26 protein-coding genes are annotated in these 21,416 nt (G+C 60.4%); 1 reads left to right on the top strand and 25 read right to left on the bottom strand.

What is annotated here, in order from left to right; all coding sequences use genetic code 11:
• The 23 genes from nuoH to ACN0SW_RS08870 form a co-directional block, all read right to left on the bottom strand.
• Positions 1-1,038, bottom strand: a complete 1,038-nt coding sequence (gene nuoH / locus ACN0SW_RS08980) for an NADH-quinone oxidoreductase subunit NuoH (protein ID WP_417727579.1) — start codon at positions 1,036-1,038, stop codon at positions 1-3.
• Positions 1,039-1,045: 7 nt separating this feature from the next.
• Positions 1,046-1,432, bottom strand: a complete 387-nt coding sequence (locus ACN0SW_RS08975) for a hypothetical protein (protein WP_417727578.1) — start codon at positions 1,430-1,432, stop codon at positions 1,046-1,048.
• 2 nt (positions 1,433-1,434) lie between these two features.
• The gene (gene nuoG, locus ACN0SW_RS08970; RefSeq protein ID WP_417727577.1) at positions 1,435-3,423 is read right to left on the bottom strand and encodes an NADH-quinone oxidoreductase subunit NuoG; all 1,989 of its coding nucleotides are present in this window, start codon (positions 3,421-3,423) and stop codon (positions 1,435-1,437) included.
• Between the two features lie 6 nt (positions 3,424-3,429).
• A complete protein-coding gene (locus ACN0SW_RS08965; protein ID WP_417727576.1) occupies positions 3,430-3,840 on the bottom strand; it encodes a DUF5333 domain-containing protein in 411 nt (136 codons plus the stop codon).
• A 124-nt stretch (positions 3,841-3,964) separates the two neighbouring features.
• A complete protein-coding gene (locus tag ACN0SW_RS08960; RefSeq protein WP_417727575.1) occupies positions 3,965-4,318 on the bottom strand; it encodes a hypothetical protein in 354 nt (117 codons plus the stop codon).
• Complete coding sequence (gene nuoF, locus ACN0SW_RS08955; RefSeq protein ID WP_417727574.1) at positions 4,315-5,610, bottom strand: NADH-quinone oxidoreductase subunit NuoF; 1,296 nt, start codon at positions 5,608-5,610, stop codon at positions 4,315-4,317. The genes ACN0SW_RS08960 and nuoF overlap by 4 nt, the downstream gene beginning before the upstream one ends.
• Positions 5,611-5,620: 10 nt before the next feature.
• A complete protein-coding gene (locus ACN0SW_RS08950) occupies positions 5,621-5,854 on the bottom strand; it encodes a DUF5337 domain-containing protein (protein WP_417727573.1) in 234 nt (77 codons plus the stop codon).
• Positions 5,851-6,441, bottom strand: a complete 591-nt coding sequence (locus tag ACN0SW_RS08945) for an NADH:ubiquinone oxidoreductase (protein ID WP_417727572.1) — start codon at positions 6,439-6,441, stop codon at positions 5,851-5,853. Before ACN0SW_RS08945 ends, ACN0SW_RS08950 begins: the two co-directional genes overlap by 4 nt.
• Before the next feature lie 35 nt (positions 6,442-6,476).
• A complete protein-coding gene (locus ACN0SW_RS08940) occupies positions 6,477-7,673 on the bottom strand; it encodes an NADH-quinone oxidoreductase subunit E (protein ID WP_417727571.1) in 1,197 nt (398 codons plus the stop codon).
• Between the two features lie 2 nt (positions 7,674-7,675).
• The gene (locus ACN0SW_RS08935; protein ID WP_417727570.1) at positions 7,676-7,957 is read right to left on the bottom strand and encodes a hypothetical protein; all 282 of its coding nucleotides are present in this window, start codon (positions 7,955-7,957) and stop codon (positions 7,676-7,678) included.
• Positions 7,954-8,706: a hypothetical protein gene (locus ACN0SW_RS08930; RefSeq protein ID WP_417727569.1), complete on the bottom strand. Its 753-nt coding sequence runs from the start codon at positions 8,704-8,706 to the stop codon at positions 7,954-7,956. The genes ACN0SW_RS08935 and ACN0SW_RS08930 overlap by 4 nt, the downstream gene beginning before the upstream one ends.
• Positions 8,703-9,065: a hypothetical protein gene (locus tag ACN0SW_RS08925; RefSeq protein WP_417727568.1), complete on the bottom strand. Its 363-nt coding sequence runs from the start codon at positions 9,063-9,065 to the stop codon at positions 8,703-8,705. The genes ACN0SW_RS08930 and ACN0SW_RS08925 overlap by 4 nt, the downstream gene beginning before the upstream one ends.
• On the bottom strand, positions 9,065-10,285 hold the full coding sequence (locus tag ACN0SW_RS08920; RefSeq protein ID WP_417727567.1) for an NADH-quinone oxidoreductase subunit D: 1,221 nt from the start codon (positions 10,283-10,285) through the stop codon (positions 9,065-9,067). The genes ACN0SW_RS08925 and ACN0SW_RS08920 overlap by 1 nt, the downstream gene beginning before the upstream one ends.
• Positions 10,285-10,503, bottom strand: coding sequence for a hypothetical protein (locus ACN0SW_RS08915; protein WP_417727566.1), 219 nt, complete (start codon positions 10,501-10,503; stop codon positions 10,285-10,287). The genes ACN0SW_RS08920 and ACN0SW_RS08915 overlap by 1 nt, the downstream gene beginning before the upstream one ends.
• Positions 10,500-11,102: an NADH-quinone oxidoreductase subunit C gene (locus tag ACN0SW_RS08910; RefSeq protein WP_417727565.1), complete on the bottom strand. Its 603-nt coding sequence runs from the start codon at positions 11,100-11,102 to the stop codon at positions 10,500-10,502. Before ACN0SW_RS08910 ends, ACN0SW_RS08915 begins: the two co-directional genes overlap by 4 nt.
• On the bottom strand, positions 11,099-11,632 hold the full coding sequence (locus ACN0SW_RS08905; protein WP_008281002.1) for a NuoB/complex I 20 kDa subunit family protein: 534 nt from the start codon (positions 11,630-11,632) through the stop codon (positions 11,099-11,101). The genes ACN0SW_RS08910 and ACN0SW_RS08905 overlap by 4 nt, the downstream gene beginning before the upstream one ends.
• Positions 11,623-11,988, bottom strand: a complete 366-nt coding sequence (locus ACN0SW_RS08900) for an NADH-quinone oxidoreductase subunit A (protein WP_417727564.1) — start codon at positions 11,986-11,988, stop codon at positions 11,623-11,625. Before ACN0SW_RS08900 ends, ACN0SW_RS08905 begins: the two co-directional genes overlap by 10 nt.
• Positions 11,989-12,208: 220 nt before the next feature.
• A complete protein-coding gene (locus ACN0SW_RS08895; protein WP_417727563.1) occupies positions 12,209-12,991 on the bottom strand; it encodes a crotonase/enoyl-CoA hydratase family protein in 783 nt (260 codons plus the stop codon).
• Positions 12,984-13,859 (bottom strand): hydroxymethylglutaryl-CoA lyase, encoded by an 876-nt coding sequence (locus ACN0SW_RS08890; protein ID WP_417727562.1) that lies wholly within the window; start codon positions 13,857-13,859, stop codon positions 12,984-12,986. Before ACN0SW_RS08890 ends, ACN0SW_RS08895 begins: the two co-directional genes overlap by 8 nt.
• Positions 13,859-14,518 carry a glutathione S-transferase family protein gene (locus ACN0SW_RS08885; RefSeq protein WP_417727561.1) on the bottom strand — a complete coding sequence of 220 codons (660 nt, stop codon included), beginning with the start codon at positions 14,516-14,518 and terminating at the stop codon, positions 13,859-13,861. The genes ACN0SW_RS08890 and ACN0SW_RS08885 overlap by 1 nt, the downstream gene beginning before the upstream one ends.
• Positions 14,515-16,455 carry an acetyl/propionyl/methylcrotonyl-CoA carboxylase subunit alpha gene (locus ACN0SW_RS08880; RefSeq protein WP_417727560.1) on the bottom strand — a complete coding sequence of 647 codons (1,941 nt, stop codon included), beginning with the start codon at positions 16,453-16,455 and terminating at the stop codon, positions 14,515-14,517. The genes ACN0SW_RS08885 and ACN0SW_RS08880 overlap by 4 nt, the downstream gene beginning before the upstream one ends.
• 69 nt (positions 16,456-16,524) lie before the next feature.
• On the bottom strand, positions 16,525-17,121 hold the full coding sequence (locus ACN0SW_RS08875) for a thermonuclease family protein (protein ID WP_417727559.1): 597 nt from the start codon (positions 17,119-17,121) through the stop codon (positions 16,525-16,527).
• 4 nt (positions 17,122-17,125) lie between these two features.
• Positions 17,126-18,730: a carboxyl transferase domain-containing protein gene (locus tag ACN0SW_RS08870; RefSeq protein WP_417727558.1), complete on the bottom strand. Its 1,605-nt coding sequence runs from the start codon at positions 18,728-18,730 to the stop codon at positions 17,126-17,128.
• A 137-nt stretch (positions 18,731-18,867) separates the two neighbouring features.
• Between ACN0SW_RS08870 and ACN0SW_RS08865 the strand changes: the two genes are divergently transcribed.
• Entirely contained in the window at positions 18,868-19,479 is a 612-nt protein-coding gene (locus tag ACN0SW_RS08865; RefSeq protein ID WP_417727557.1) for an OmpW/AlkL family protein, read from the top strand.
• A gap of 71 nt (positions 19,480-19,550) precedes the next feature.
• On the opposite strand, the gene ACN0SW_RS08860 is transcribed toward ACN0SW_RS08865, so the two are convergent.
• Together ACN0SW_RS08860 and ACN0SW_RS08855 are read right to left on the bottom strand one after the other, a co-directional pair.
• The gene (locus ACN0SW_RS08860; RefSeq protein ID WP_417727556.1) at positions 19,551-21,128 is read right to left on the bottom strand and encodes an AMP-binding protein; all 1,578 of its coding nucleotides are present in this window, start codon (positions 21,126-21,128) and stop codon (positions 19,551-19,553) included.
• The gene (locus ACN0SW_RS08855) at positions 21,125-21,415 is read right to left on the bottom strand and encodes a hypothetical protein (protein WP_417727555.1); all 291 of its coding nucleotides are present in this window, start codon (positions 21,413-21,415) and stop codon (positions 21,125-21,127) included. Before ACN0SW_RS08855 ends, ACN0SW_RS08860 begins: the two co-directional genes overlap by 4 nt.
• Between the last annotated feature and the right edge of the window lies 1 nt (position 21,416).

Raw genomic sequence — 21,416 nt, 5'->3', positions numbered from 1 at the left:
TCAGCCTCCAATCGCCCAGCGGGCCCAAAAGCCGCCCAGAACTTCGAATTTCGCAAGGAAAGATACGATCACCACCCAGCCCAAGGACATGGGCAGGAACACTTTCCAGCCGATCCGCATCAGCTGATCGTAGCGGTAGCGCGGCGTGATCGCCTTGACCATGGCGAAGATGAAGAAGAAAAACGCCATCTTGCCGACCATCCACAGCACGCCATCAGGCAGGCCCGGAATGGGCGAGAGCCAGCCACCAAAGAACAGAAGGCTCATCAGCGCGCACATCAGGAAAATCGCGATATATTCACCGGCCATGAAAAGCAGGAAGGGCGTTGCGGAATACTCCACCTGATACCCCGCCACCAGTTCCGACTCCGCCTCGGGAAGATCGAACGGCGGGCGGTTGGTCTCGGCCAAGGCGCTGATGAAAAAGAGGAAAACCATCGGGAAATGCGGCAGCCAGTACCAGCCGAAAAAGCCGAAATCCGTATCCTGAGCCGCGACAATGGAACTAAAATTGAGCGAGCCTGTGGAAATGATCACGCCAATGATGATCAGACCCAGCGACACCTCATAGGAAATCATCTGCGCCGCCGACCGCAGCGACCCAAGAAAGGGATATTTGGAGTTGGACGCCCAGCCCCCCATGATCACCCCGTAGACCTCAAGCGAAGAGACCGCAAAGACAAACAGGACCGCGACATTGATATCTGACAGCACCCAGCCGTCATTCATCGGGATCACGGCCCAGGCCAGCACCGCCAGCACGAAACTGGTCATCGGGGCCAGGATGAACACGGTCTTGTCGGCGCCTGCGGGCACCACCACTTCCTTGACCACATATTTCAGCGCATCTGCCACACTCTGCAAGATGCCCCAAGTGCCCACGACATTCGGGCCTCGGCGCATCTGCACGGCGGCCCAAATCTTGCGGTCGCCGTAGACCAGGAACAAGAGCGATATCATGACAAAGCCAAGCACCGCCAAACATTGCGCAAAGATGATCACAAGGATCCCGAGCGGGGTTGTAAAGAATTCAGCCATCAGGTCCTCACACCATCGGTATTCCGTTTTCCGCGCAATTCGCGGCGACGACTTCGGCGTCGATTGTTTTTAGTCCGCGGGGCAACGCCGCCGAGATCGTATAAACCGCATCGCCCTGCCAGATGCCACCCTCTTGCGCGACATTCGTGCGCAGATGACGCGCAAATCCATAGCCACGGATCAGCGCATATTGCGCAGCGGCACATTCAGAGTAGCGCTCAACATCAGCGGTATCGCGCGCGCCGCTCATGGTGACGTGGAAATTCACCAGATCGCCATCCAGGAGCCGCGTCTCGATACCTTGATACTCCGGCGCAAACGCAGGCACCGGTGCAGCAGAGTCCGTGCAGCCCGCAAGCCCGAGCGCCAGAGGCGTTATGAGGGCCATGACCATTCTCACTCTGCCGCCATCGGTTGATTGGCGCGCGCCTTGGCATTGGCGCTCAGTTCTGCCATCAGTTCGCTGGCCCGCGCAATCGGGTTGCTCAGGTAGAAATCGGCAATCGCCAGCCGGAAATCGGCCTTGCCAAGTGCGGCCTTGGTCAGCGGTTGCCAGTCATTTGCCGGAACCTTGTCGATTTTCTTCAGATGCGGCACGGCCTTGACCAGCGCCTGACGCAGTTGCGCGATGCTGTCATAGGGCAGGACCGCGCCCAATTCACCACTGAGCGCCCGCAGGATAGCCCAGTTTTCCTTGGCCTCGCCCGGCGCGAACCCGGCGCGCAGCGCCAGTTGCGGGCGGCCTTCGGTATTGATGAACAGGCCCTGTTCTTCGGTGTAGGCAGCGGCTGGCAGGATCACATCGGCACGATGCGCACCGCGATCCCCGTGGCTGCCCTGATAGATCACAAAGGGACCCGACGCGATCTCGACCTCATCGGCGCCAAGATTGTAGATCACATCGGCCCCATCAATCGCCGCCTCAAGACCGCCCTCGGTTACAGCCCCCACATCCATCGCACCGACGCGGGACGCCGCAGTGTGCAGCACCAGCATCCGGCCCGACAGCGCCATAGCCGCGCCAAGCACCGCTTCGCCATCAGCCTCGCGCAGCGCACCTTGGCCAACGATGACGATCGTGTCCTCAGGCACATTGAGCGCCTCAAGCGCAGCCCGATCAGTGCCCGCATGGGTGTAGTCATAGGTCAGATTGACCTTGGGGCCGACCACGGTAACATTGGCCCCTTTGATCCATGCCTTGCGCAGACGGGCATTCAGAACCGGGGCCTCGATCCGCGGATCGGTGCCGATCAGAACCACGTTCTTGGCCCCATCCAGATCTTCAATCGCGACATTGCCCACATAACCGCTGCGATTGCCGGCGGGCAGACGCGCCTTGTCGGTGCGGCATTCCACATGCCCGCCCTGCCCCTCGATCAAACCTTTGAGCGCAAAGGCTGCCTCGACGGGGGCCAGATCACCAACCAAGCCGGCCAATTTCTTGGCCCCCTTGATCGCCTGCGCGACCGCGGCCAAGGCCTCGGGCCATGTTGCGGGTCGAAGTTTTCCGTTTTCGCGCAGAAAGGGGCGATCCAGACGCTGACGTCGCAACCCATCCCAGACAAAGCGTGTCTTGTCGGAAATCCACTCCTCATTCACGCCGTCATGGTTGCGCGGCAGGATGCGCATGACCTCGCGCCCCTTGCAATCAACCCGGATATTCGATCCTAGCGCGTCCATCACGTCGATGGTTTCGGTCTTGGTCAACTCCCAAGGGCGGGCGGTAAAGGCATAGGGCTTGCTGACCAGCGCGCCAACCGGGCACAAGTCGATGATGTTGCCCTGCAAATTGCTATCCAGCGTTTGCCCCAGATAGCTGGTGATTTCGGCATCCTCACCGCGTCCGGTCTGGCCCATCTGCATGATCCCCGCCACCTCGGACGTAAAGCGCACGCAGCGCGTGCAGGAAATGCAGCGCGTCATATGGGTCTCGACCAGCGGGCCAAGATCCAGATCCTCGCTCGCCCGCTTGGGTTCGCGGTAGCGGCTGAAATCGACGCCATAGGCCATGGCCTGATCCTGCAAATCGCACTCACCACCCTGATCGCAAATCGGGCAATCCAGCGGATGGTTGATCAACAGGAATTCCATAACCCCCTCGCGGGCCTTCTTGACCATGGGCGAGTTGGTTTTGACCACCGGCGGCTGACCATCAGGTCCGGGACGCAAATCCTTGACCTGCATGGCGCAGCTGGCGGCGGGCTTGGGCGGGCCGCCTACGACTTCGACCAGACACATCCGACAGTTCCCGGCAATCGATAACCGCTCGTGATAGCAGAACCGCGGCACCTCCACCCCGGCCTGCTCACAGGCCTGAATCAGGGTCATTGCGCCCTCTACCTCGATCTCCTGATCGTCGATGATGATCTTGCGTAGGTCAGACATCTTATCTCACTTTGCTTTCAGAAACTTGCCGATCGGGCTCTGCTTTGCGATTTCCGTTTGGCCCAGTTCACACAGGCTCGGCCCATCATTGGGCATGGCCCCCATCAACCGGATATATGCATCGCTGCGCGCGCGTATCTTTCTCTTTTCGTCCTTGTCCGAGATGTAGGCGTCAATCTCGGCCTCTGTATATCCGCGCTGGCGAGCCTCGGCTTTCAGGCTCTTCATATACGAGATTGCCCTAAACACTCGCGGAGAGATTGACCCACAACGTTTGCGGATCTCGTCTGCTACGGCCATATGGAAAAGGCCCTGATTGATATCGGCCTCCCGCGCCAGCGATCCGGCGCTGGCCGCCGCCGCGATACCGGACGCGCCAATACCAAGGCTCAGGACAAAAGACAGGATCATCCGCATGGAAGCATTCCTTTCATATCCGTACAGGGCATGGCCACCATGGCGCGCCCACCTGCAAGACAGATGGGTTGCATGATATCTGCTATACAATAGCGAGCAGGCCAAGCCCCTGATATGAAATGGTTTACGACCATATGATACAGCGTCCTTTGACCGATACCGTATCCCCGGAGCGGACATAAACCGGGCCTTCCGACCCGTCAGGTACGCCCACCCACTCGATCTCGGAGGTGCCGAAATTATCAAGACAATAGCGGGTTGCCTCGTAAAAAACTGCCTGCTGAGCGCCGTTAGCACCGCGGCCGGCGCGCCGCACAGACGCGGTGAAATTACGCCGGTCCGCTTTCTCGGCCCGAGCCTTGCCGGGATAGTAATTCCCTTCGAACAGCACCCGCTGCTCACGCTCGGTACAGGATGCCAGCACGGCCAGCGAGATCAGGGCCAAGCCTGCACGCCGATATGCGTCAAAGGCCTTCATTCCGCCGCCACCGCGCTCACGCGCCCGCTGCGCTTGGCCTTGATCCGGTCCTCGATCTCGTCGCGGAAATTGCGGATGAGTCCCTGAATCGGCCAGGCTGCCGCGTCGCCTAGCGCGCAGATTGTGTGGCCCTCGACCTGCTTGGTCACATCGAGCAGCATGTCGATTTCCTCGACCTCGGCCTCGCCACGCACCAGACGATCCATCACCCGCATCATCCAGCCGGTGCCCTCGCGGCAGGGGGTGCACTGGCCACAGCTTTCGTGCTTGTAGAATTTCGACAGACGCCAGATCGCCTTGATCATGTCGGTGGATTTATCCATCACGATCACCGCTGCCGTGCCAAGGCCCGAGCGCTGTTCACGCAGGTAATCGAAATCCATGATCGCTTCGCGCATGTGCTCACCGCGAATACAAGGTACCGATGATCCCCCCGGAATCACCGCCTTGAGATTGTCCCATCCACCACGGATACCGCCACAGTGCTTTTCGATCAGTTCCTCGAATGTGATCGACATTGCCTCTTCGACAACACACGGGTTGTTCACATGGCCCGAGATTGCAAAGAGTTTGGTGCCGGAATTATTGGGGCGGCCAAAGCCTGCAAACCAATCCGGCCCGCGCCGCAGAATGGTGGGCACCACGGCAATTGATTCAACGTTGTTCACCGTTGTCGGACAGCCATAAAGTCCCGCGCCCGCAGGAAATGGCGGCTTCATCCGGGGCATGCCCTTCTTGCCCTCAAGGCTTTCAAGCAGGGCGGTTTCTTCACCGCAGATATAGGCCCCGGCGCCGTGATGCAGATAGATGTCAAAATCCCAGCCGGATTTGCAGGCGTTCTTACCCACCAGTCCCGCCGCATAAGCCTCGTCAATCGCGGTCTGAAGCGCCTCTTTCTCGCGGATATATTCGCCGCGAATGTAGATATAGCAGGCATGTGCATTCATCGCGAAGCTGGCAATCAGACAACCCTCGATCAGCGTATGCGGATCGTGGCGCATGATCTCGCGGTCCTTGCAGGTGCCCGGTTCGGATTCGTCGGCATTCACCACCAGATAGCTGGGGCGCCCGTCGCTTTCCTTGGGCATGAACGACCATTTCAGACCGGTCGGAAAACCAGCCCCGCCGCGACCGCGCAGCCCGCTCGCCTTCATCTGGTTCACGATCCAGTCGCGCCCATTCTGCAATATCTTTGCCGTGCCATCCCAATGCCCACGCGCCAAGGCCCCTTTGAGGCTGCGATCATGCATCCCGTAGAGATTGGTAAAGATACGGTCCTGGTCCTTGAGCATTCCGCTACCCCTAATTGTCCCGACGCATGCGCCAGATTTGATAAGTCACCACCAGCGCCCAGAAAAAGGCGGCAATGGCAGCCAGATCGAACAGAAAGACGAACCGAACCGGCCACCCCATCTGTGCGCCCAGCCATTGAACCGCCATCCAGATCAGCATGGTCGCCGCAATAACCACACCCACGGTGCGGCCCTTGCGTGCCATTTTCCTGTCTCTGTCCAACGCGCTCATTGCTTGCATCACACCTCGTAAACGCCGCCCGCCGCGGCGCGTTTTGAAAACTCTGTCTCGCCGCCCATAGCGAGCGTCTTGGCCTGTTCGACCCAATTGTCGCGGCTCACCCGGCCCTTGAACCCCTTAAGGTTCGCATCGACCCAGGCAATCTCTTGCTTCGACCAGCCCGCGATCTGATCGAAGTGGTAAAATCCCATCGCGTGGCAGAGCTCTTCAAGCTTGGGACCCACACCCTTGATAAGCTTGAGATCGTCTGCCGTCCCGCCGCGCGGCCCGGCCAATGAAACGGGTTGTCTGCCTGCGTCATCCCCCTCAGATACCGTCTCCGCCTTTGCTTCTGTCACAACCGCCGCCGACGGCGCGGGTGCCTCCTCCTCGACATCGTGTACCACGATCCCACAATCTTCAACGCGAGAGCCGGTGCAGACCAGACTTGTCACCACCAACCCAAGGAAGACCGCAAAGGCCAACCCCAATAGCAGTGCGGCAAAGAAGCCGACCGCCCCAGATGTGGTCCAGAGCACCAGAACCCCGAACAAGAGCGCAAGGCCCCAGCTGATGATTTGGCAAGTGCTCAGTTTCGACGTGTCAGACATGACAAATAGCCCCTTTTGTGTTCAAGCAGGCGTTTTCAGTACACTCCGCCTTTCTTGGCCCGGGCAGAGAACTCGGTCTCTTTGCCATCGGCCAGCAATTTTGCCTGATCAACCCAGTTGTCCCGGCTGACCCGTCCCTTGAAACCCTCAAGGTTCTGATCGACCCAACTGATCTCCTCTTCCGTCCAGTTCGCCACCTGATCAAAGTGGAAAAAGCCCATGTCATGCAGCAGCTTTTCGAGCTTGGGTCCAACCCCTTTGATCATCTTGAGATCATCGGCACCGGTGTCACGCGGCGCACTCATCACCTCGGGCTTCTTACCCGCAGCGACCTCGGTTGATCCGGTGGCCTTGGCAGGCTTTGCCGCTGGCTTTACGGGCGGTTTTGCGGCCGAAGTCGCCTGCGCCTCGGCCTTGGTGGCCCCTGTTGCATCTGCCGGGGCCGTCGCGGCAACCTTGCTCACGATGGCCACTGGCTCGGCATTCTGCGTGACGCTGGACGCAGCGGGTTTGTGCATCGCGCCCTTATCGCGCCAAGGCGTCAAGAGCGGCACCTCGGTTCCGTCAATCCGCTTAACCGTATCGCCGATATCCACGGCAGCCTGAGCGCTTGCATTATATTGCGCCCGACCGCTCTCAAACTCCTTGAGACTGGTAAGACCCGATTTTGGCTCGGCGGCATAGCGGCCATTTTGCGGCCCCGGTACTGGCACCTTGCCTGCGGCCAACTCGTCGATAATCTCGGCAAACCGGTCTGCGGTCAGATCCTCGTAGTAATCCTTGCCGATCTGCGCCATCGGCGCATTGGCGCAAGCGCCCAGACATTCCACCTCTTCCCAGCTGAACTTGCCATCCGCCGACAACTCAAACGCCTTGGGCGCGATTTTGTCCTTGCACACAGCAATCAGGTCTTCTGCTCCACAGATCATACAGGTCGTCGTGCCACAGATCTGAAAATGTGCAACGCTGCCAACCGGCTGCAATTGGAACATAAAGTAGAACGTCGCCACCTCAAGCGCCCGGATGTAATCCATCCTCAGCATATCGGCCACATGCTCTATCGCCGGACGGCTCAGCCATCCTTCCTGCTCTTGCGCCCGCCACAAGAGCGGGATGATCGCGCTGGCCTGACGGCCTTCGGGATATTTGCTAATCTGACCTTCGGCCCAGGCCTGATTGGCGGGGCTAAAGGCAAAGCTCTCGGGTTGTTGATGATAAAGGCGACGTAGCATTCTCAGGCACAGGCTCCTGTAGTCAGTTTAACGCCCCCATCAGGCAGCCGAACGGCTCCGCCCGAGGACAGTTTATAGGCAGTGATGTCAAGCAATTGCTGCCGCTCAAGCCCGGTCTGAATGCCCGCGGCCAGATAATCGGGTTCGCTCACCAATGTGCAGCCCAGTGATGCGGCAGCGCCATCATAAAGCGCAATATCTTGCTGGCTCACGCCCTCCGGCGGCAGGGCGCAGCCCGCCACCAGGGCCAGTGCGGCCAGCGTTGCGATACGTGAAGACATCATTGAGAGCACACCTTCTGCGAAAGGGTCAGGGAATCATCATCGACATTCATTACCGCCTCGCCATCCTGAATCATCTTGCCAATCACAGGCCGCAATTCCTTGGTGGTGAAACCGGCGGCTGGCAACTGGCTATCTGCATCCGTCCGTCCAAGGCTGCAATTGACCGTTCTCATGAAAGCGATGAACGCGATGCGCAATTGCTCCTGACTGCGTGGCGGTGTGGGCAACTGGGGATTGCTCTGCATCATACCCGCCGAAAGGCCCCTGAACTTGTCGCACAGGCTTTTCTCTAGAAAGACCGCGGTATCATCCGAGGATAGCCGAATTTCAGACATCTTGATCATCTTGTCCATCAAGAGCTGTACTTCGGTCATTTCAACGCCGACACCCGGTAACAAAACCTTGGCTTCTTCGATCGTCATCCCGCAATTATTGTCCGCAATCGCCGCGAAAAACCGCTCGCGTCCGGAATAATCGAGCTTGCCGCCGCAGGCCCCCCCAAACACCACAAGCTGCCCGTCCAGAATGCGCGCGCGCTCTTCGGTGATGAGTTGTTCGGTGATCGCTTTGGTTTCGTTTTTATCGGCAAACCCGGCCGCAGGCATGACCTTATCGGCCTGATGCGGCGACATACGACAGGCGTATTCTGCCATAACGCCAACAAATTCCTCGATCCGTTCAGAGGGCACGGACTGCGCCTGTGCCATCGCGGGCAGCGCTGCAATCAACAGTGCGAAAACACCCCTCATGCGCTGCGTCCCGCTGCGAACATTGCCACCAGTGCCACACTCAACGCTGCCACTCCGGCACCAATATGCTTGGCCACTGTGTGACCCGCACGGCCATAAATCCAAGCATCATGAAACGCCATGTAAGAAAACGCGCCAAAGAGAAGCGCGATCGCCTTGAGATCCCCATAGATCGTCGCACCAACCGTCAGGATCAACATGGCAACATAACGATTGGCCATAACCTGCGGCAATTGCTCTGCCCGGTGCGTCGTTGCCGCCATGCCGGCCACCGGGTCACGCAGGAACAGCGCAGCAAGCAGCCCCGTGACCAGCACCCCCGCGCCCGAAAGCGCTATGGCAAGGCTTGCCAGCGTCATTACCGGTCGATCTCCCCAAAGACGACATCCATCGTCCCGATGATCGCCGCCACATCGGCCAACTGGTGCCCCTTGGCGACATGATCCATCGCCTGCAAATGCAGGAAACCCGGCGCACGCAGCTTGGCGCGGTACGGACGATTGGTGCCATCCGCCACAAGGTAGACGCCGAACTCGCCCTTGGGGGCCTCAACCGCGGCATAAACCTCGCCTGCGGGAACGTGGAACCCTTCTGTATAGAGCTTGAAGTGGTGAATCAGCGCCTCCATCGAGCGCTTCATCTCTCCGCGTTTCGGCGGGGTGATTTTGCCGCGCGCCAGAATATCGCCCTGCCCCTCGGGGGCACGCAGTTTCTCGATTGCCTGATGAATGATCCGCAACGATTGGCGCATTTCCTCCATCCGGCAGAGATAGCGATCATAGCAGTCGCCATTCTTGCCCACCGGAATGAGGAAGTCGAACTCGTCATAGCATTCATAGGGCTGCGCGCGGCGCAGATCCCATGCCATGCCAGAGCCACGTACCATGACACCGCTAAATCCCCAATCGAGCGCCTCTTGCTGGCTGATCACCCCGATATCGGCATTGCGCTGCTTGAAAATCCGGTTCTCGGTCAAGAGCCCGTCAATATCATCCAGAACGCGTGGGAATTCATTGGCCCAAGTTTCGATATCGTCGATCAACTCGGGCGGCAGGTCCTGATGCACACCGCCGGGCCGGAAATAGGCCGCGTGCAGACGCGCGCCGCACGCCCGCTCATAGAACACCATCAGCTTTTCACGCTCTTCAAAGCCCCAGAGCGGCGGGGTGAGCGCGCCCACATCCATCGCCTGCGTGGTGACGTTCAAGAGGTGATTGAGAATGCGCCCGATTTCACAATAAAGCACCCGGATCAGGCTGGCGCGGCGCGGTACCTCAACGCCGGTCAGACGCTCAATGGCCAGACACCACGCATGTTCCTGATTCATCGGCGCAACGTAATCCAGCCGGTCGAAATAAGGCAGGTTTTGCAGATAGGTCCGGCTCTCCATCAGCTTCTCGGTGCCGCGGTGCAACAGGCCGATATGCGGATCGCACCGCTCGACCAATTCGCCGTCCAGTTCCAGCACCAAACGCAAAACCCCATGCGCCGCAGGGTGTTGCGGACCAAAGTTGATGTTGAAGTTGCGAATCTTCTGCTCGCCGGTCAGGGCGTCATCGAAACCTTTGGTGCCGTCCATTATGTGCGTCCTCCGTCAAGCTTGTCGCGGAATGCCATGACCCAGAGCAGAATAAGCGCGCCAAGCGGGATGATCGCAACAAGGCTGACCCAGTTCGGAATGCCGAACTTCGGCAAGAGTTTCCAGAAAGGTACCACAATCAGCGCGGCAAAGATCAGCATGAAAATCAGGCCGCCGCCGCCCATGCCATAACCGCCCATACCATAACCGCCCATCATTTTGTCCCCTTCTCATCACCCGGCAGGATGTACTCGGCACCCTCCCAAGGGCTCATGAAATCGAACTGCCGGTATTCCTGCACAAGGCTCACAGGCTCATAAACAACGCGCTTTTGCACCTCGTCATACCGTACCTCGGTATAGCCCGTGGTCGGGAAATCCTTGCGCAGCGGATGACCGCGAAAGCCATAATCCGTGAGAATGCGCCGCAGGTCAGGATGACCCGAAAACAGAATTCCGAACATGTCGAAGACTTCGCGCTCGAACCAGTTGGCGGCCTGATAGGACTCGGTGATCGAGGGCACCATATCCTCTTCCCGCACCGCCACCCGCAGACGGATGCGATGGTTTTGATACATGCTCAGGAAATGATACACCACGTCGAACCGCTTGGCGCGCTCAGGGTAGTCCACCGCTGTGATATCGACCAACGAGGAAAAGGCGCAATTCTGATCGGTCTTCAGAAACTCCGCCAGACCAGCGATATGATTTAAGGCTACATCGACGGTCAGCTCGCCATGGGCGACGTCCCAACCGATCACGCAATCCGTGCGCTTGGCCTCAATATACTGGCCCAGTTCCTTGAGTGTTGCGCTCATCGTACAATCGTCCCCGTGCGGCGGATTTTGCGCTGCAATTGCAGAATACCGTAAACCAGCGCCTCGGCGGTCGGCGGGCAGCCCGGCACATAAATATCGACCGGCACGATCCGGTCGCAACCGCGTACAACGCTATAGCTGTAGTGATAATAGCCGCCACCATTGGCGCAGCTGCCCATGGAAATCACATAACGCGGCTCGGGCATCTGGTCATAGACCTTGCGCAGCGCCGGGGCCATCTTGTTGGTCAGGGTCCCGGCCACGATCATCACATCGGATTGGCGGGGCGACGCGCGTGGCGCAAAGCCAAATCGTTCAACATCATAACGCGGCATGGCGGTGTGCATCATTTCGACCGCGCAGCACGCCAAACCAAAGGTCATCCAATGCAAGCTGCCGGTACGCGCCCAGTTGATGATATCCTCGGTCGAGGTCAGCAGAAACCCCTTGTCCTGCAACTCGGCGTTCAGCGCCTGCGTTGCGACCTCGCGGTCCGGCCCTGCGGTGTGGGCGCCCGTCATCACTGCCATTCCATCGCTCCCTTGCGCCATTCATAGGCGAAACCGGCGGTCAGTACGGCCAGAAACGCCATCATTGACCAAAATGCTGCCATGCTCAGGTCCTGAAACGCCACCGCCCATGGAAACAGCATCGCAATTTCAAGGTCAAAGATGATGAAGAGGATAGAAACCAGATAGAATCGCACATCAAACTTCATCCGCGCATCATCAAAGGCGTTGAACCCGCATTCATAGGCGCTGACCTTTTCGGGATCGGGGTTGCGCACGGCCAAAATGACGGCGGCGAGGATCAGAACAAGACCCAATCCGATGGCGACGGCCAGAAAAACGAGGATGGGAAGGTATTCCCTCAGCATCTCTTCCACGGTGTGGCTCCTTTCATGCGCGAGGATTGGCGCATCAAGATGGCTGCATGACTAACGCGGGTTTAAACCTGCCCTTGGCAGGGGTCAACCGAGCGCGCGCAGGTTTGGGACAGAAGAGACCGGGATTTTCTGTTTTTGCATGCCGCGGTATGCCGCAAAACGGTCAAATTGGCCCTGTTCCTTGACCGAATCCGGCGGCCGAGCGGCAAATGCGCGCGACTCAGCCCTGCCAACGCGGCTTGCGACGATCAAAAAAAGCGCCGATGCCCTCGCGCGCCTCTGCGCCTGCCCAACAGGTCGAGAGCGCGTCGATGGTCATGGCGATCGTGGACTGATCGATGCGTGGACCAAGCGCATGCACCAGCGCCTTGGCCTGCCCCACAGCGCCCGGCGCGCAGTCCAGATAAGGGGCGATCTCGGCCTCGATCGCGGCGTCAAGCGCCCCTTCGGGCACAGCGCGGGTCAACAGGCCCAGATCCACAGCCTCGGCGGCGTCAAACCTGCGTCCAGACATGAACACGCGCCGTGCCCGGGCTTCGCCCATCCGCGCCACCACATAGGGACCGATGGTGGCGGGAATCAGCCCCAGACGTGTTTCTGTCAGCGCCATCAGCACATGATCGGCCCCGATCGCGACATCACATACGCTCATCAGGCCAACGCCTCCCCCAAAGGCATTGCCCTGCACCCGGCCAATCAGCGGCTTGGGCAATGTGTTGAGCGCCTGAAGCATATGCGCCAACTTGGCCGCCTCAAAGGCGCGCGTTTCGGGGTCGGCCTCGAATTGGTCACGCATCCACCCCAAATCGCCACCTGCGCAAAACGTCTTGCCGCGTGCCGTCAGCACCACCGCGCGGCATGTCTCATCCGCGCCAAGATCCGTCGCCGCACGGTGTAATTCGGCAATCATCTGCGCCGACATGGCATTGTGTTTTTCTGCCCGATCCAGCGCAAGCGTCACCACGCCCCGCGCGTCCCTGTCCAGGCTTATGGTTTCAAACATGATGTTTCCCTCCCTGCCCGGTCCGCATCGCCCGCGCCATCTCTGCCGCGCGCGCCAGCACCTCGCGGTCTAGCCCGGTTTCATAACCAAGCGACACCAGCCGATCCTGCACGGCCTCGGTCGCAACATTGCCCGCGGCACCGGGCGCATAAGGGCAGCCTCCGAGCCCGCCCACAGCGGCATCAAACACCCGCACGCCTTGGGCCAAAGCAACCTCGATATTATCCAGCGCCCGCCCATTCGTATCATGGAAATGCCCTGCCAACCGGTTGACAGGAATAACATTCTTTACTGCTACCAACATCGCCTCGACAGCCTCGGGCGCGCCGCGACCTATGGTATCGCCAAGGCTGATCTCATAGCATCCCATAGTCCAGAGTGCCTCTGCCACCCGTGCCACCTGCGCAGGGTCCACCGCCCCGTCATAGGGGCACTCGACCACGCAGGACACATAGCCGCGCACCCGCACCCCCTCGGCCCCCGCCGCCTCCATCACTGGCGCGAACCGTGCAAGGCTCTCGTCTATCGTGGCGTTTATATTGGCCTTCGAGAACCCTTCCGAGGCAGATCCAAAGATCGCAACCTCATCCGCCCCCGCCTCCAAGGCATCGCTCAGCCCGCGCAAGTTGGGCGTAAGCGCCGCATAGCGCACCCCCGGCGCGCGCCGGATTCCGCGCAGGACATCGCCAGAGTCGGCCATCTGTGGCACCCATTTCGGGCTGACAAAACTCGCCACCTCGATCCGCGAGAACCCCGCCTCACTCAGGCAATCGACAAGCGCGATCTTTTCGCGCGTGGGGATATGCCGCGCCTCATTTTGCAACCCATCGCGCGGCCCGACCTCAAATACGTCAACATGTTCCGCCATCACGCCCCCTCCGGCACTGGATAAAAGTCCTGTTCATAAATATCCTGCGCCCCGTCCCGCGCCTTGGCGCGGAGGTATCCAGGCCGCGCACGTAGCCGGTCCCAATAAGCCATCAGTCGGGGATAGACCGTCAGATCGACATAATAGCGTGCCAATTCAAAGCCATAGGAAAACATGACATCCGCCGCTGAAAATCCCGAGGACAAAAGATACGCCGCCTCAAGCCGCTCCTCCATCGCACCAAGCGCTGCACGCAATCGCGCGTTCAAGAGTTTGATCACCACCGCCGAGGGCTGCGCAGGCGGACGCAGAAACACCTGGTTAAGATTAAGATTCTCCAGGAGACAGCCCACCGTTTCGGCATAGCTGAACAGCTCAAGACAGCGCGCCCGATCCGCGCTGCCCGGCGCGGGCATCAACCCGGCTTGCGGATATGTCTCACATAACAGCTGCACAATCGCGCCACTCTCAAACCAGACCTCTCCCTCGTGCTCAAGCACCGGTACGCGCCCTGCAGGCGACAATGCCAGAAATTCCGGATTGCGCATCGACCCGTTCCGGATCGAATAATACCGGACCTCATAATCAAGCCCGATCTCCTCCATCAGCCACATGACCCGCAGCGACCGCGCAAGGGGCACATGATGCAACGTAATCATGCGTTCTCCTCCTCCAGCCGCACCAGCGCGGCCCCCGCACTCACCTGATCTCCTGCCGAAACCAGCACCTCGGCCACCACACCATCGCGCGCCGCCAAGAGGCTATGCTCCATCTTCATCGCCTCCAGCACCGCCAACCTGTCACCTTTGGTCACCGCCTGCCCCGGCGCGGCATAGACCGCCTTGACCAGACCGGGCATCGGTGCCTCAATCAGCGTGGCATCGCCGCCCGCGGCCCCCTCCCGCGCCAGAGGATCAACCAGATCGAACGTCAGCCCATAGCGGGCAAAGACGGTGATCCGATGGCCGTCAATTGCGACGGCAGGGGCGGGATGATCATCAAGCCGCCACTGCCCGGCCACCTGCCGCGCCTTGACTGGAACCTCCCCGATGCGCAGATCATGCGCATTGGATGACAGGGTCGCCAACCGCACCGCAATCTCCTCGCCGCCATGTATCAACCGCAGCTCTCGTTCCAGAGGCTGCCATAGGAAAAAACCCGCATCCTGCGATTTGTTGTCCAACAGACCCAATCCGGCCAGAACCGCCAACGCCATCTCACGGGGTCCAGCCTCAGGCGGCACCACCAAACTATCGATGTCACGCGCGATCAGTCCGGTGTCGACCTCGCCCTGCGCAAATCCGGCGTGCCCCGCCAGCGCCCCAAGAAACCCAAGGTTCGTGACCGTGCCCGCCACCTCTGTTGCGCCCAACGCCGCCGCCAGGCGCCGCAGCGCCACGGCCCGGCTCGGGCCATGGGTGATGACTTTGGCGATCATCGGATCGTACCAAGGGCTGATCTCATCCCCGGCGCGCACACCGCTATCCGCACGGCAACCGTCCGGAAACATCAGATGCGTCAATCGTCCCGTGGCGGGCAGAAAGCCTTTGGGCACATCCTCGGCATAAAGCCGCGCCTCAAAGGCATGGCCATTGATCGACAATTCCTCTTGTTGCCGGGGCAGCCCTTCGCCGGACGCCACCCGCAATTGCCATTCCACCAGATCAACTCCGGTGATTGCCTCGGTGACCGGATGCTCGACCTGCAACCGCGTGTTCATCTCCATGAACCAGAAACGATCTGTGCGCAGCCCCTCCGAGCCATCGACGATAAATTCGACCGTACCCGCACCTGAATAACCAATGGCCTCAGCGGCACGCACCGCCGCCTGCCCCATGCTTGCGCGCATCTCGGGGGTCATGCCCGGGGCGGGCGCCTCTTCGATCACTTTCTGATGCCGCCGTTGCAGCGAACAATCGCGCTCGAAAAGATGCACCGCGCGGGTGCCGTCGCCAAACACCTGCACTTCGATATGCCGGGGCTTTTGCACAAACTTTTCGATCAGAACGGCGGCATTGCCAAAGGCGGTGCGCGCCTCACCTTGGGCGCTCTCCAACGCGTCCATGAAATCCTGCGGTCGCTCCACCAGCCGCATGCCCTTGCCGCCACCACCTGCCACGGCCTTGATCAAGACAGGATAGCCAATCGCATCCGCCGCCCCCGCCAGATGCTCAGGGTCTTGGTTGGCGCCGTGATACCCCGGCACCACCGGCACACCCGCCTTTTCCATCAGCGCCTTGGCGGCATCCTTTAGGCCCATCGCCCGGATCGCAGTGGCCGAAGGTCCGATAAAGACCAGTCCCGCCGCCTCGACCGCCTCGACGAAATCCGGGTTTTCGCTCAGAAATCCGTATCCGGGATGAATCGCCTGCGCGCCCGTCTCGAGCGCGGCGGCAATGATCGCCTCGCCGCGCAAATAGCTCTCCGCAGGGGACGCCCCTCCGATATGCACCGCCCGATTAGCCAGCGCGACATGCGCCGAGTCACGGTCGGCATCGGAATAAACCGCCACCACCTCGACCCCCATGGCCCGCGCAGAGCGAATGACACGACAGGCAATCTCGCCCCGGTTTGCCATCAAGATGCGTTCAAACATGCGCCCAGCCCCTGCTTTCATCGTTCCAAAAATACTCAAATTCCATGCTCACCCCCTTGCGATACGGCATCAGCACCATCCCAATCGAGCCCCACCATCATAGGGACGCGCCAGCCCCTTCGCGATCATAGCCCGTGCCACCGGAACCGCATCCACAGAGACAAAGACCAGTGCGCGCCCATAATGATCGGTCCCTTGGCGGACAAATTTCACATCCCCAGCCGTCATCAACATCCATCTCAGCATCCATTTTGCACGCATTGCGGCTACGAATTCAGATGTGCATTGCGCCGAGAACAGCTCAGGCGTGTCAAATCCCGTCAGCCGGGCCGAAATCAATCCTCTGGTCGAACAATAGAGCTTGACCGTGTCACCATCGGTAACATTAACCAATCTGCATCCAGCGGCCTGAGACCCCGACCGGACGAGCGGCCCTATGCGCGTTGCCGCCAAGAGGTCCGAGCCCAGTGGCAGAACAACCAATATCACCATTCCCAAGGCCATAACGCCGTGCAGATAAAGTTTCGGATCAAGCGCCCTATCGCGAAATCTGCGCCGCGCCGGACGCAATTTTGTGCGACCTCGCGGATTTGGCACCGCGTGCATTTCCCCGTCAGGGTCTTGGCCGGCACCTCGCGTGAGCTTTGTGAGCTTGCTTTTTCGCATGCGTTCACATCCGAAACACGCCAAAGCGCGTGTCTTCCACTGGCGCATTGAGAGATGCCCGCAAGGACAGCGCCAGCACATCGCGGCTTTTGCGCGGATCGACGATGCCGTCATCCCAGAGCCGGGCACTGGCATAGAGCGGATGCGCCTGCCGCTCGAACATCTCGATCGTTGGCCGCTTAAACTCCGCCTCATCCTCAGTCGACCATGTTCCGCCTTTGCGCTCGATCGCGTCGCGTTTGACCGTGGCCAGAACGCCCGCTGCCTGCTCACCGCCCATCACCGAGATCCGGCTATTGGGCCAGGACCACATGAACCGCGGCTGATACGCGCGCCCGGACATACCGTAATTGCCCGCACCGAAACTGCCGCCCACCACCATGGTGATCTTGGGCACCGATGTTGTCGCCACCGCCGTCACCATCTTGGCGCCATGCCGCGCGATACCCTCATTCTCGTATTTGCGCCCCACCATAAAACCGGTGATGTTTTGCAGAAAGACCAGCGGCACCTTACGCTGCGAACAAAGCTCTATGAAATGCGCGCCTTTTTGGGCCGCCTCGCTGAACAACACGCCATTATTGGCCACGATCCCCACCGGACAGCCCTTGATATGGGCAAAGCCCGTGACCAAGGTCTCGCCAAACCGCGCCTTGAACTCGTCAAGCCGCGAGCCATCGACGACGCGCGCGATCACCTCGCGGATATCATAGGGCGTGCGCAGGTCGGCGGGCACGACACCCAGCAATTCCTCAGGGTCATAGGCCGGCTCTTCGGGCACCTCCCAACCTTGGGTGGGTGCCAACCCACCGCCCAGAGACCCCACCGCGCGGCGTGCCAGCGCCAGGGCGTGCCCGTCATCCTCGGCCAGATAATCCGCCACGCCTGAAAGGCGGGTATGCACATCGCCCCCCCCCAGATCCTCGGCAGTGACGACCTCGCCGGTCGCGGCCTTGACCAAGGGCGGCCCCGCGAGAAAGATCGTCCCCTGATCGCGCACGATGATGGTAACATCCGACATCGCAGGCACATAGGCGCCACCGGCGGTGCAACTCCCCATCACCACCGCAATCTGTGCGATGCCCTTGGCCGACATGCGGGCCTGATTGTAAAAAATCCGCCCGAAATGGTCCCGGTCCGGAAAAACCTCGTCCTGATTGGGCAGGTTGGCCCCGCCACTATCGACCAGATAGAGGCACGGCAGGTGACATTCCTCGGCAATCTCCTGCGCGCGCAGATGTTTTTTCACCGTCATCGGATAATAGGTGCCGCCTTTCACGGTGGCGTCATTGCAAACGATCATGCAGTCGCGTCCCATCACGCGGCCCACACCAGCGATCACCCCGGCAGCGGGGGCCGCCCCGTCGTATAGCCCATGCGCCGCCGTCGCTCCCACCTCCAGAAACGGGCTGCCGGGATCAAGCAGGCCTGCGACCCGCTCGCGCGGCAGCATCTTGCCGCGCGACAGATGCCGTTCGCGCGCCACCTCTCCGCCTCCGGCCGCCGCCAGATCTGCGGCCTCGCGCACCACGCGCAGCGCCTCCAGATGACCGGCCCGGTTGGCCCTGAACGTCTCGGACCCTGTCAGAACAGATGATGTCAAACGCATGAACTCTCCCCTCGTCTTGGCAACTTTGTTGCATAAATACCACGGCCCTCGCCACACCCAGCAATTTGACCCAAATCAATGTTATCCGAGTCGGATGCGCGCATACCCCCCCTTGTAAGAACAAGAGTGGACAGATCATGAAACACATTACAGCCCTCACCCTCTCGGCTCTGCTGGCTTCTGCCGCAGCTCCGGCCCTCGCTCAGGAAAAAGGCGACATCCTGCTCGGCCTCGGTCTCGGTTGGGTTGAGCCGACCCAGAACTCCAACACCCTCGCGGGTCAGATTGACGTTGATGGAAATCTCCGTCCGACTGTGACAGCCGAATATTTCGTCGCTGATCGCGTCGGGATCGAACTGTTGGCCTCGTGGCCCTTTCAACATGACGTGAACCTTCAGGGTGTCGGCAATGTTGCGAAGGTCAAGCATCTGCCGCCGACCCTCTCGCTGCAATATCACTTCGTGAACACCAGCAAGATCACGCCTTTTGTTGGCGCAGGCATCAACTATACCTACTTCTTCGACGAAGACGGCACTGGCGCGCTCGCGGGCACCAAGGTTGAGCTTGACGACTCTTGGGGTCTCGCACTCCATGCCGGTCTGGACTATGAAATCACCGAAAAATCCGCCTTCCGGGTCGACGTGCGCTATATCGACATTGAAACCGACGTAAAGGTCGGCGGCGTCGATATCGGTGAGGTCAAGATCGACCCTTGGGTCTTCAACGTCGCCTATGTGATGAAATTCTGATCCCCTCCCAAATTGGATCGGACGCTGAGGGCTGGCCATCGTGCCAGCCCTTTTTTCATGGTGAAGCCGCTTCATGCCTGCCCCTCCGCCGCCGCGCGCGCCTTTAGCTCTTTGCGGATAACCTTGCCCGTAACGGTCATCGGCAAGGCATCGAGAAACGCAATCTCCCGAGGATAGGAATACCCCGCAAGCCGCGCTTTGACGTGGTCCTGCAATGTCTTTGCAAGGGCCTCGGATGGCTCGAATCCGGCTTTCAGCACCACATAGGCCTTGACCACTTCGGTTCGCAGCGCGTCGGGCTTGCCCACGACGCCCACCGTCGCAACCGCCGCATGGGTCAAAAGACAATCCTCGATTTCCGCCGGACCAATGCGATAGCCCGCGCTCGTGATGACATCATCCTCACGCCCGACAAAGCGGATATAGCCGTCCTCGATGATGCCGCGATCCCCGGTCAAGAGCCAGTCACCGCGAAATTTCTCCGCCGTCGCCTGCGGCTTTTGCCAATATTCCAGCATCATTGACGCCGACCCGCGACGTATGGCGATTTCGCCCTCGCCTTCGGTCAATTGACCCGAGCCATCAATCACCGCCACCTCATGCCCCGGCACCGCTCGCCCTAGACTGCCCGGCACCGGCACAAAAAGCGTGGCACAGGAGGACCCCACCATATTGCACTCGGTCTGCCCGTAAAACTCGTTGATCGTCACGCCAAAGGCCCGGCGGCCCCAGTCGAGCATCTCCGCCCCCAGCGGCTCTCCTCCGCTTGCCACGCTGCGAAGGCCAGCTATCCGTGCATCGGCCGCTTTCAACATCCGCAGCGCAGTTGGCGGAAAAAATACATTCTTAACAGATCCTTGCTCAATGATCGTCATGCACTCTTGCGGGCTGAACTTGGTCATGCGTGCCGCCACAATCGGCACACCTATCGCCAGCCCCGGCATCAGCACATCGAAAAGCCCCCCGATCCACGCCCAATCCGCCGGCGTCCAGAGACAATCCCCCGGCTGCCCCAGAAAATCATGGCTGAGCTCAACCCCCGGCAAATGCCCTGTCAGAACGCGGTGCGCATGCAGCGCGCCCTTGGCGCTGCCGGTCGTGCCGCTGGTATAGATCAGGACCGCGGGGTCCTCTGCACGGGTGTCTTGTGTCGCAAACTGCCCCTCGGGCAACGCCTCGGTCTCGGGCACCAGCGCCGTCACCTCCGGCAGTGTCCCCAGCAACGCCGCGCCCTCGGCGTCGGTCACAATCACCTGCGCCCCTGCATCGCCAACCCGGCTGATCAGGGCATCCTGTTTGAAGAGCTTGAACAGGGGGATAGAAATTGCACCAATTTTCCAGATCGCGATATGCGCCGCCGCACACCACGCCCCCTGAGAGCGCAGAACGCCCACCCGGTCGCCGCGCCGTACACCGCGCGCCGCAAGCCCCTGCGCCAGAGCATCGGCCATGCGCCGCAACATCCCATAGCTCACATCGCGCACGCCCTCACCCGAGAGATCGACAATCGCCACCCGTCCGGGGTCGGACTCGGCCCAACGGTCGCATACTTGCACCGCCATGTTCAGCCGCGCCGGAATGTCCCAACAAAACCCGTCGCACAGTTCCGCGTAGGGTGCGCGTTGCAACAGGGGCCGCATGCCGCTCATGATGCCGCCTCGGGCGCATTCACATGCACCAGTCGCCCATAGCCATCGACAAAATACTCAAACTCACCGCAGATCACGATAAGCCACAGATCCGCGCTCGTCGCCGGGCGCGCCGCGCAATCAGCGGGCACAGCCCCCGCGCCCGCCTCAGTCAGATAGCGCGCCGCCACCTGTTCGATCACTTCGGTCCCGGTCGTCAGCACCGCGCGCCAACCCAGCATGAGACCAATCCCGGCCACCGCCGCAATCAGCGCCAGAACGGGCAGAAACAGCAACCACCGTGACATG

The organism is Roseovarius sp., assembly GCF_048262375.1.
Classification (GTDB): domain Bacteria; phylum Pseudomonadota; class Alphaproteobacteria; order Rhodobacterales; family Rhodobacteraceae; genus Roseovarius.
The sequence above is the reverse complement of the archived record's forward strand: the minus strand, read 5'-3'. Positions and strand labels throughout refer to the sequence as shown.

Bases quoted from the DNA above. Each gene is read 5' to 3' on its own strand.
- nuoH (WP_417727579.1), bottom strand. From the start codon at position 1,038: ATGGCTGAATTCTTTACAACCCCGCTCGGGATCCTTGTGATCATCTTT.
- ACN0SW_RS08975 (WP_417727578.1), bottom strand. From the start codon at position 1,432: ATGGTCATGGCCCTCATAACGCCTCTGGCGCTCGGGCTTGCGGGCTGC.
- nuoG (WP_417727577.1), bottom strand. From the start codon at position 3,423: ATGTCTGACCTACGCAAGATCATCATCGACGATCAGGAGATCGAGGTA.
- ACN0SW_RS08965 (WP_417727576.1), bottom strand. From the start codon at position 3,840: ATGCGGATGATCCTGTCTTTTGTCCTGAGCCTTGGTATTGGCGCGTCC.
- ACN0SW_RS08960 (WP_417727575.1), bottom strand. From the start codon at position 4,318: ATGAAGGCCTTTGACGCATATCGGCGTGCAGGCTTGGCCCTGATCTCG.
- nuoF (WP_417727574.1), bottom strand. From the start codon at position 5,610: ATGCTCAAGGACCAGGACCGTATCTTTACCAATCTCTACGGGATGCAT.
- ACN0SW_RS08945 (WP_417727572.1), bottom strand. From the start codon at position 6,441: ATGTCTGACACGTCGAAACTGAGCACTTGCCAAATCATCAGCTGGGGC.
- ACN0SW_RS08940 (WP_417727571.1), bottom strand. From the start codon at position 7,673: ATGCTACGTCGCCTTTATCATCAACAACCCGAGAGCTTTGCCTTTAGC.
- ACN0SW_RS08935 (WP_417727570.1), bottom strand. From the start codon at position 7,957: ATGATGTCTTCACGTATCGCAACGCTGGCCGCACTGGCCCTGGTGGCG.
- ACN0SW_RS08930 (WP_417727569.1), bottom strand. From the start codon at position 8,706: ATGAGGGGTGTTTTCGCACTGTTGATTGCAGCGCTGCCCGCGATGGCA.
- ACN0SW_RS08925 (WP_417727568.1), bottom strand. From the start codon at position 9,065: ATGACGCTGGCAAGCCTTGCCATAGCGCTTTCGGGCGCGGGGGTGCTG.
- ACN0SW_RS08920 (WP_417727567.1), bottom strand. From the start codon at position 10,285: ATGGACGGCACCAAAGGTTTCGATGACGCCCTGACCGGCGAGCAGAAG.
- ACN0SW_RS08915 (WP_417727566.1), bottom strand. From the start codon at position 10,503: ATGATGGGCGGTTATGGTATGGGCGGTTATGGCATGGGCGGCGGCGGC.
- ACN0SW_RS08910 (WP_417727565.1), bottom strand. From the start codon at position 11,102: ATGAGCGCAACACTCAAGGAACTGGGCCAGTATATTGAGGCCAAGCGC.
- ACN0SW_RS08905 (WP_008281002.1), bottom strand. From the start codon at position 11,632: ATGGCAGTGATGACGGGCGCCCACACCGCAGGGCCGGACCGCGAGGTC.
- ACN0SW_RS08895 (WP_417727563.1), bottom strand. From the start codon at position 12,991: ATGTTTGAAACCATAAGCCTGGACAGGGACGCGCGGGGCGTGGTGACG.
- ACN0SW_RS08890 (WP_417727562.1), bottom strand. From the start codon at position 13,859: ATGGCGGAACATGTTGACGTATTTGAGGTCGGGCCGCGCGATGGGTTG.
- ACN0SW_RS08885 (WP_417727561.1), bottom strand. From the start codon at position 14,518: ATGATTACGTTGCATCATGTGCCCCTTGCGCGGTCGCTGCGGGTCATG.
- ACN0SW_RS08880 (WP_417727560.1), bottom strand. From the start codon at position 16,455: ATGTTTGAACGCATCTTGATGGCAAACCGGGGCGAGATTGCCTGTCGT.
- ACN0SW_RS08875 (WP_417727559.1), bottom strand. From the start codon at position 17,121: ATGCGAAAAAGCAAGCTCACAAAGCTCACGCGAGGTGCCGGCCAAGAC.
- ACN0SW_RS08870 (WP_417727558.1), bottom strand. From the start codon at position 18,730: ATGCGTTTGACATCATCTGTTCTGACAGGGTCCGAGACGTTCAGGGCC.
- ACN0SW_RS08865 (WP_417727557.1), top strand. From the start codon at position 18,868: ATGAAACACATTACAGCCCTCACCCTCTCGGCTCTGCTGGCTTCTGCC.
- ACN0SW_RS08860 (WP_417727556.1), bottom strand. From the start codon at position 21,128: ATGAGCGGCATGCGGCCCCTGTTGCAACGCGCACCCTACGCGGAACTG.
- ACN0SW_RS08855 (WP_417727555.1), bottom strand. From the start codon at position 21,415: ATGTCACGGTGGTTGCTGTTTCTGCCCGTTCTGGCGCTGATTGCGGCG.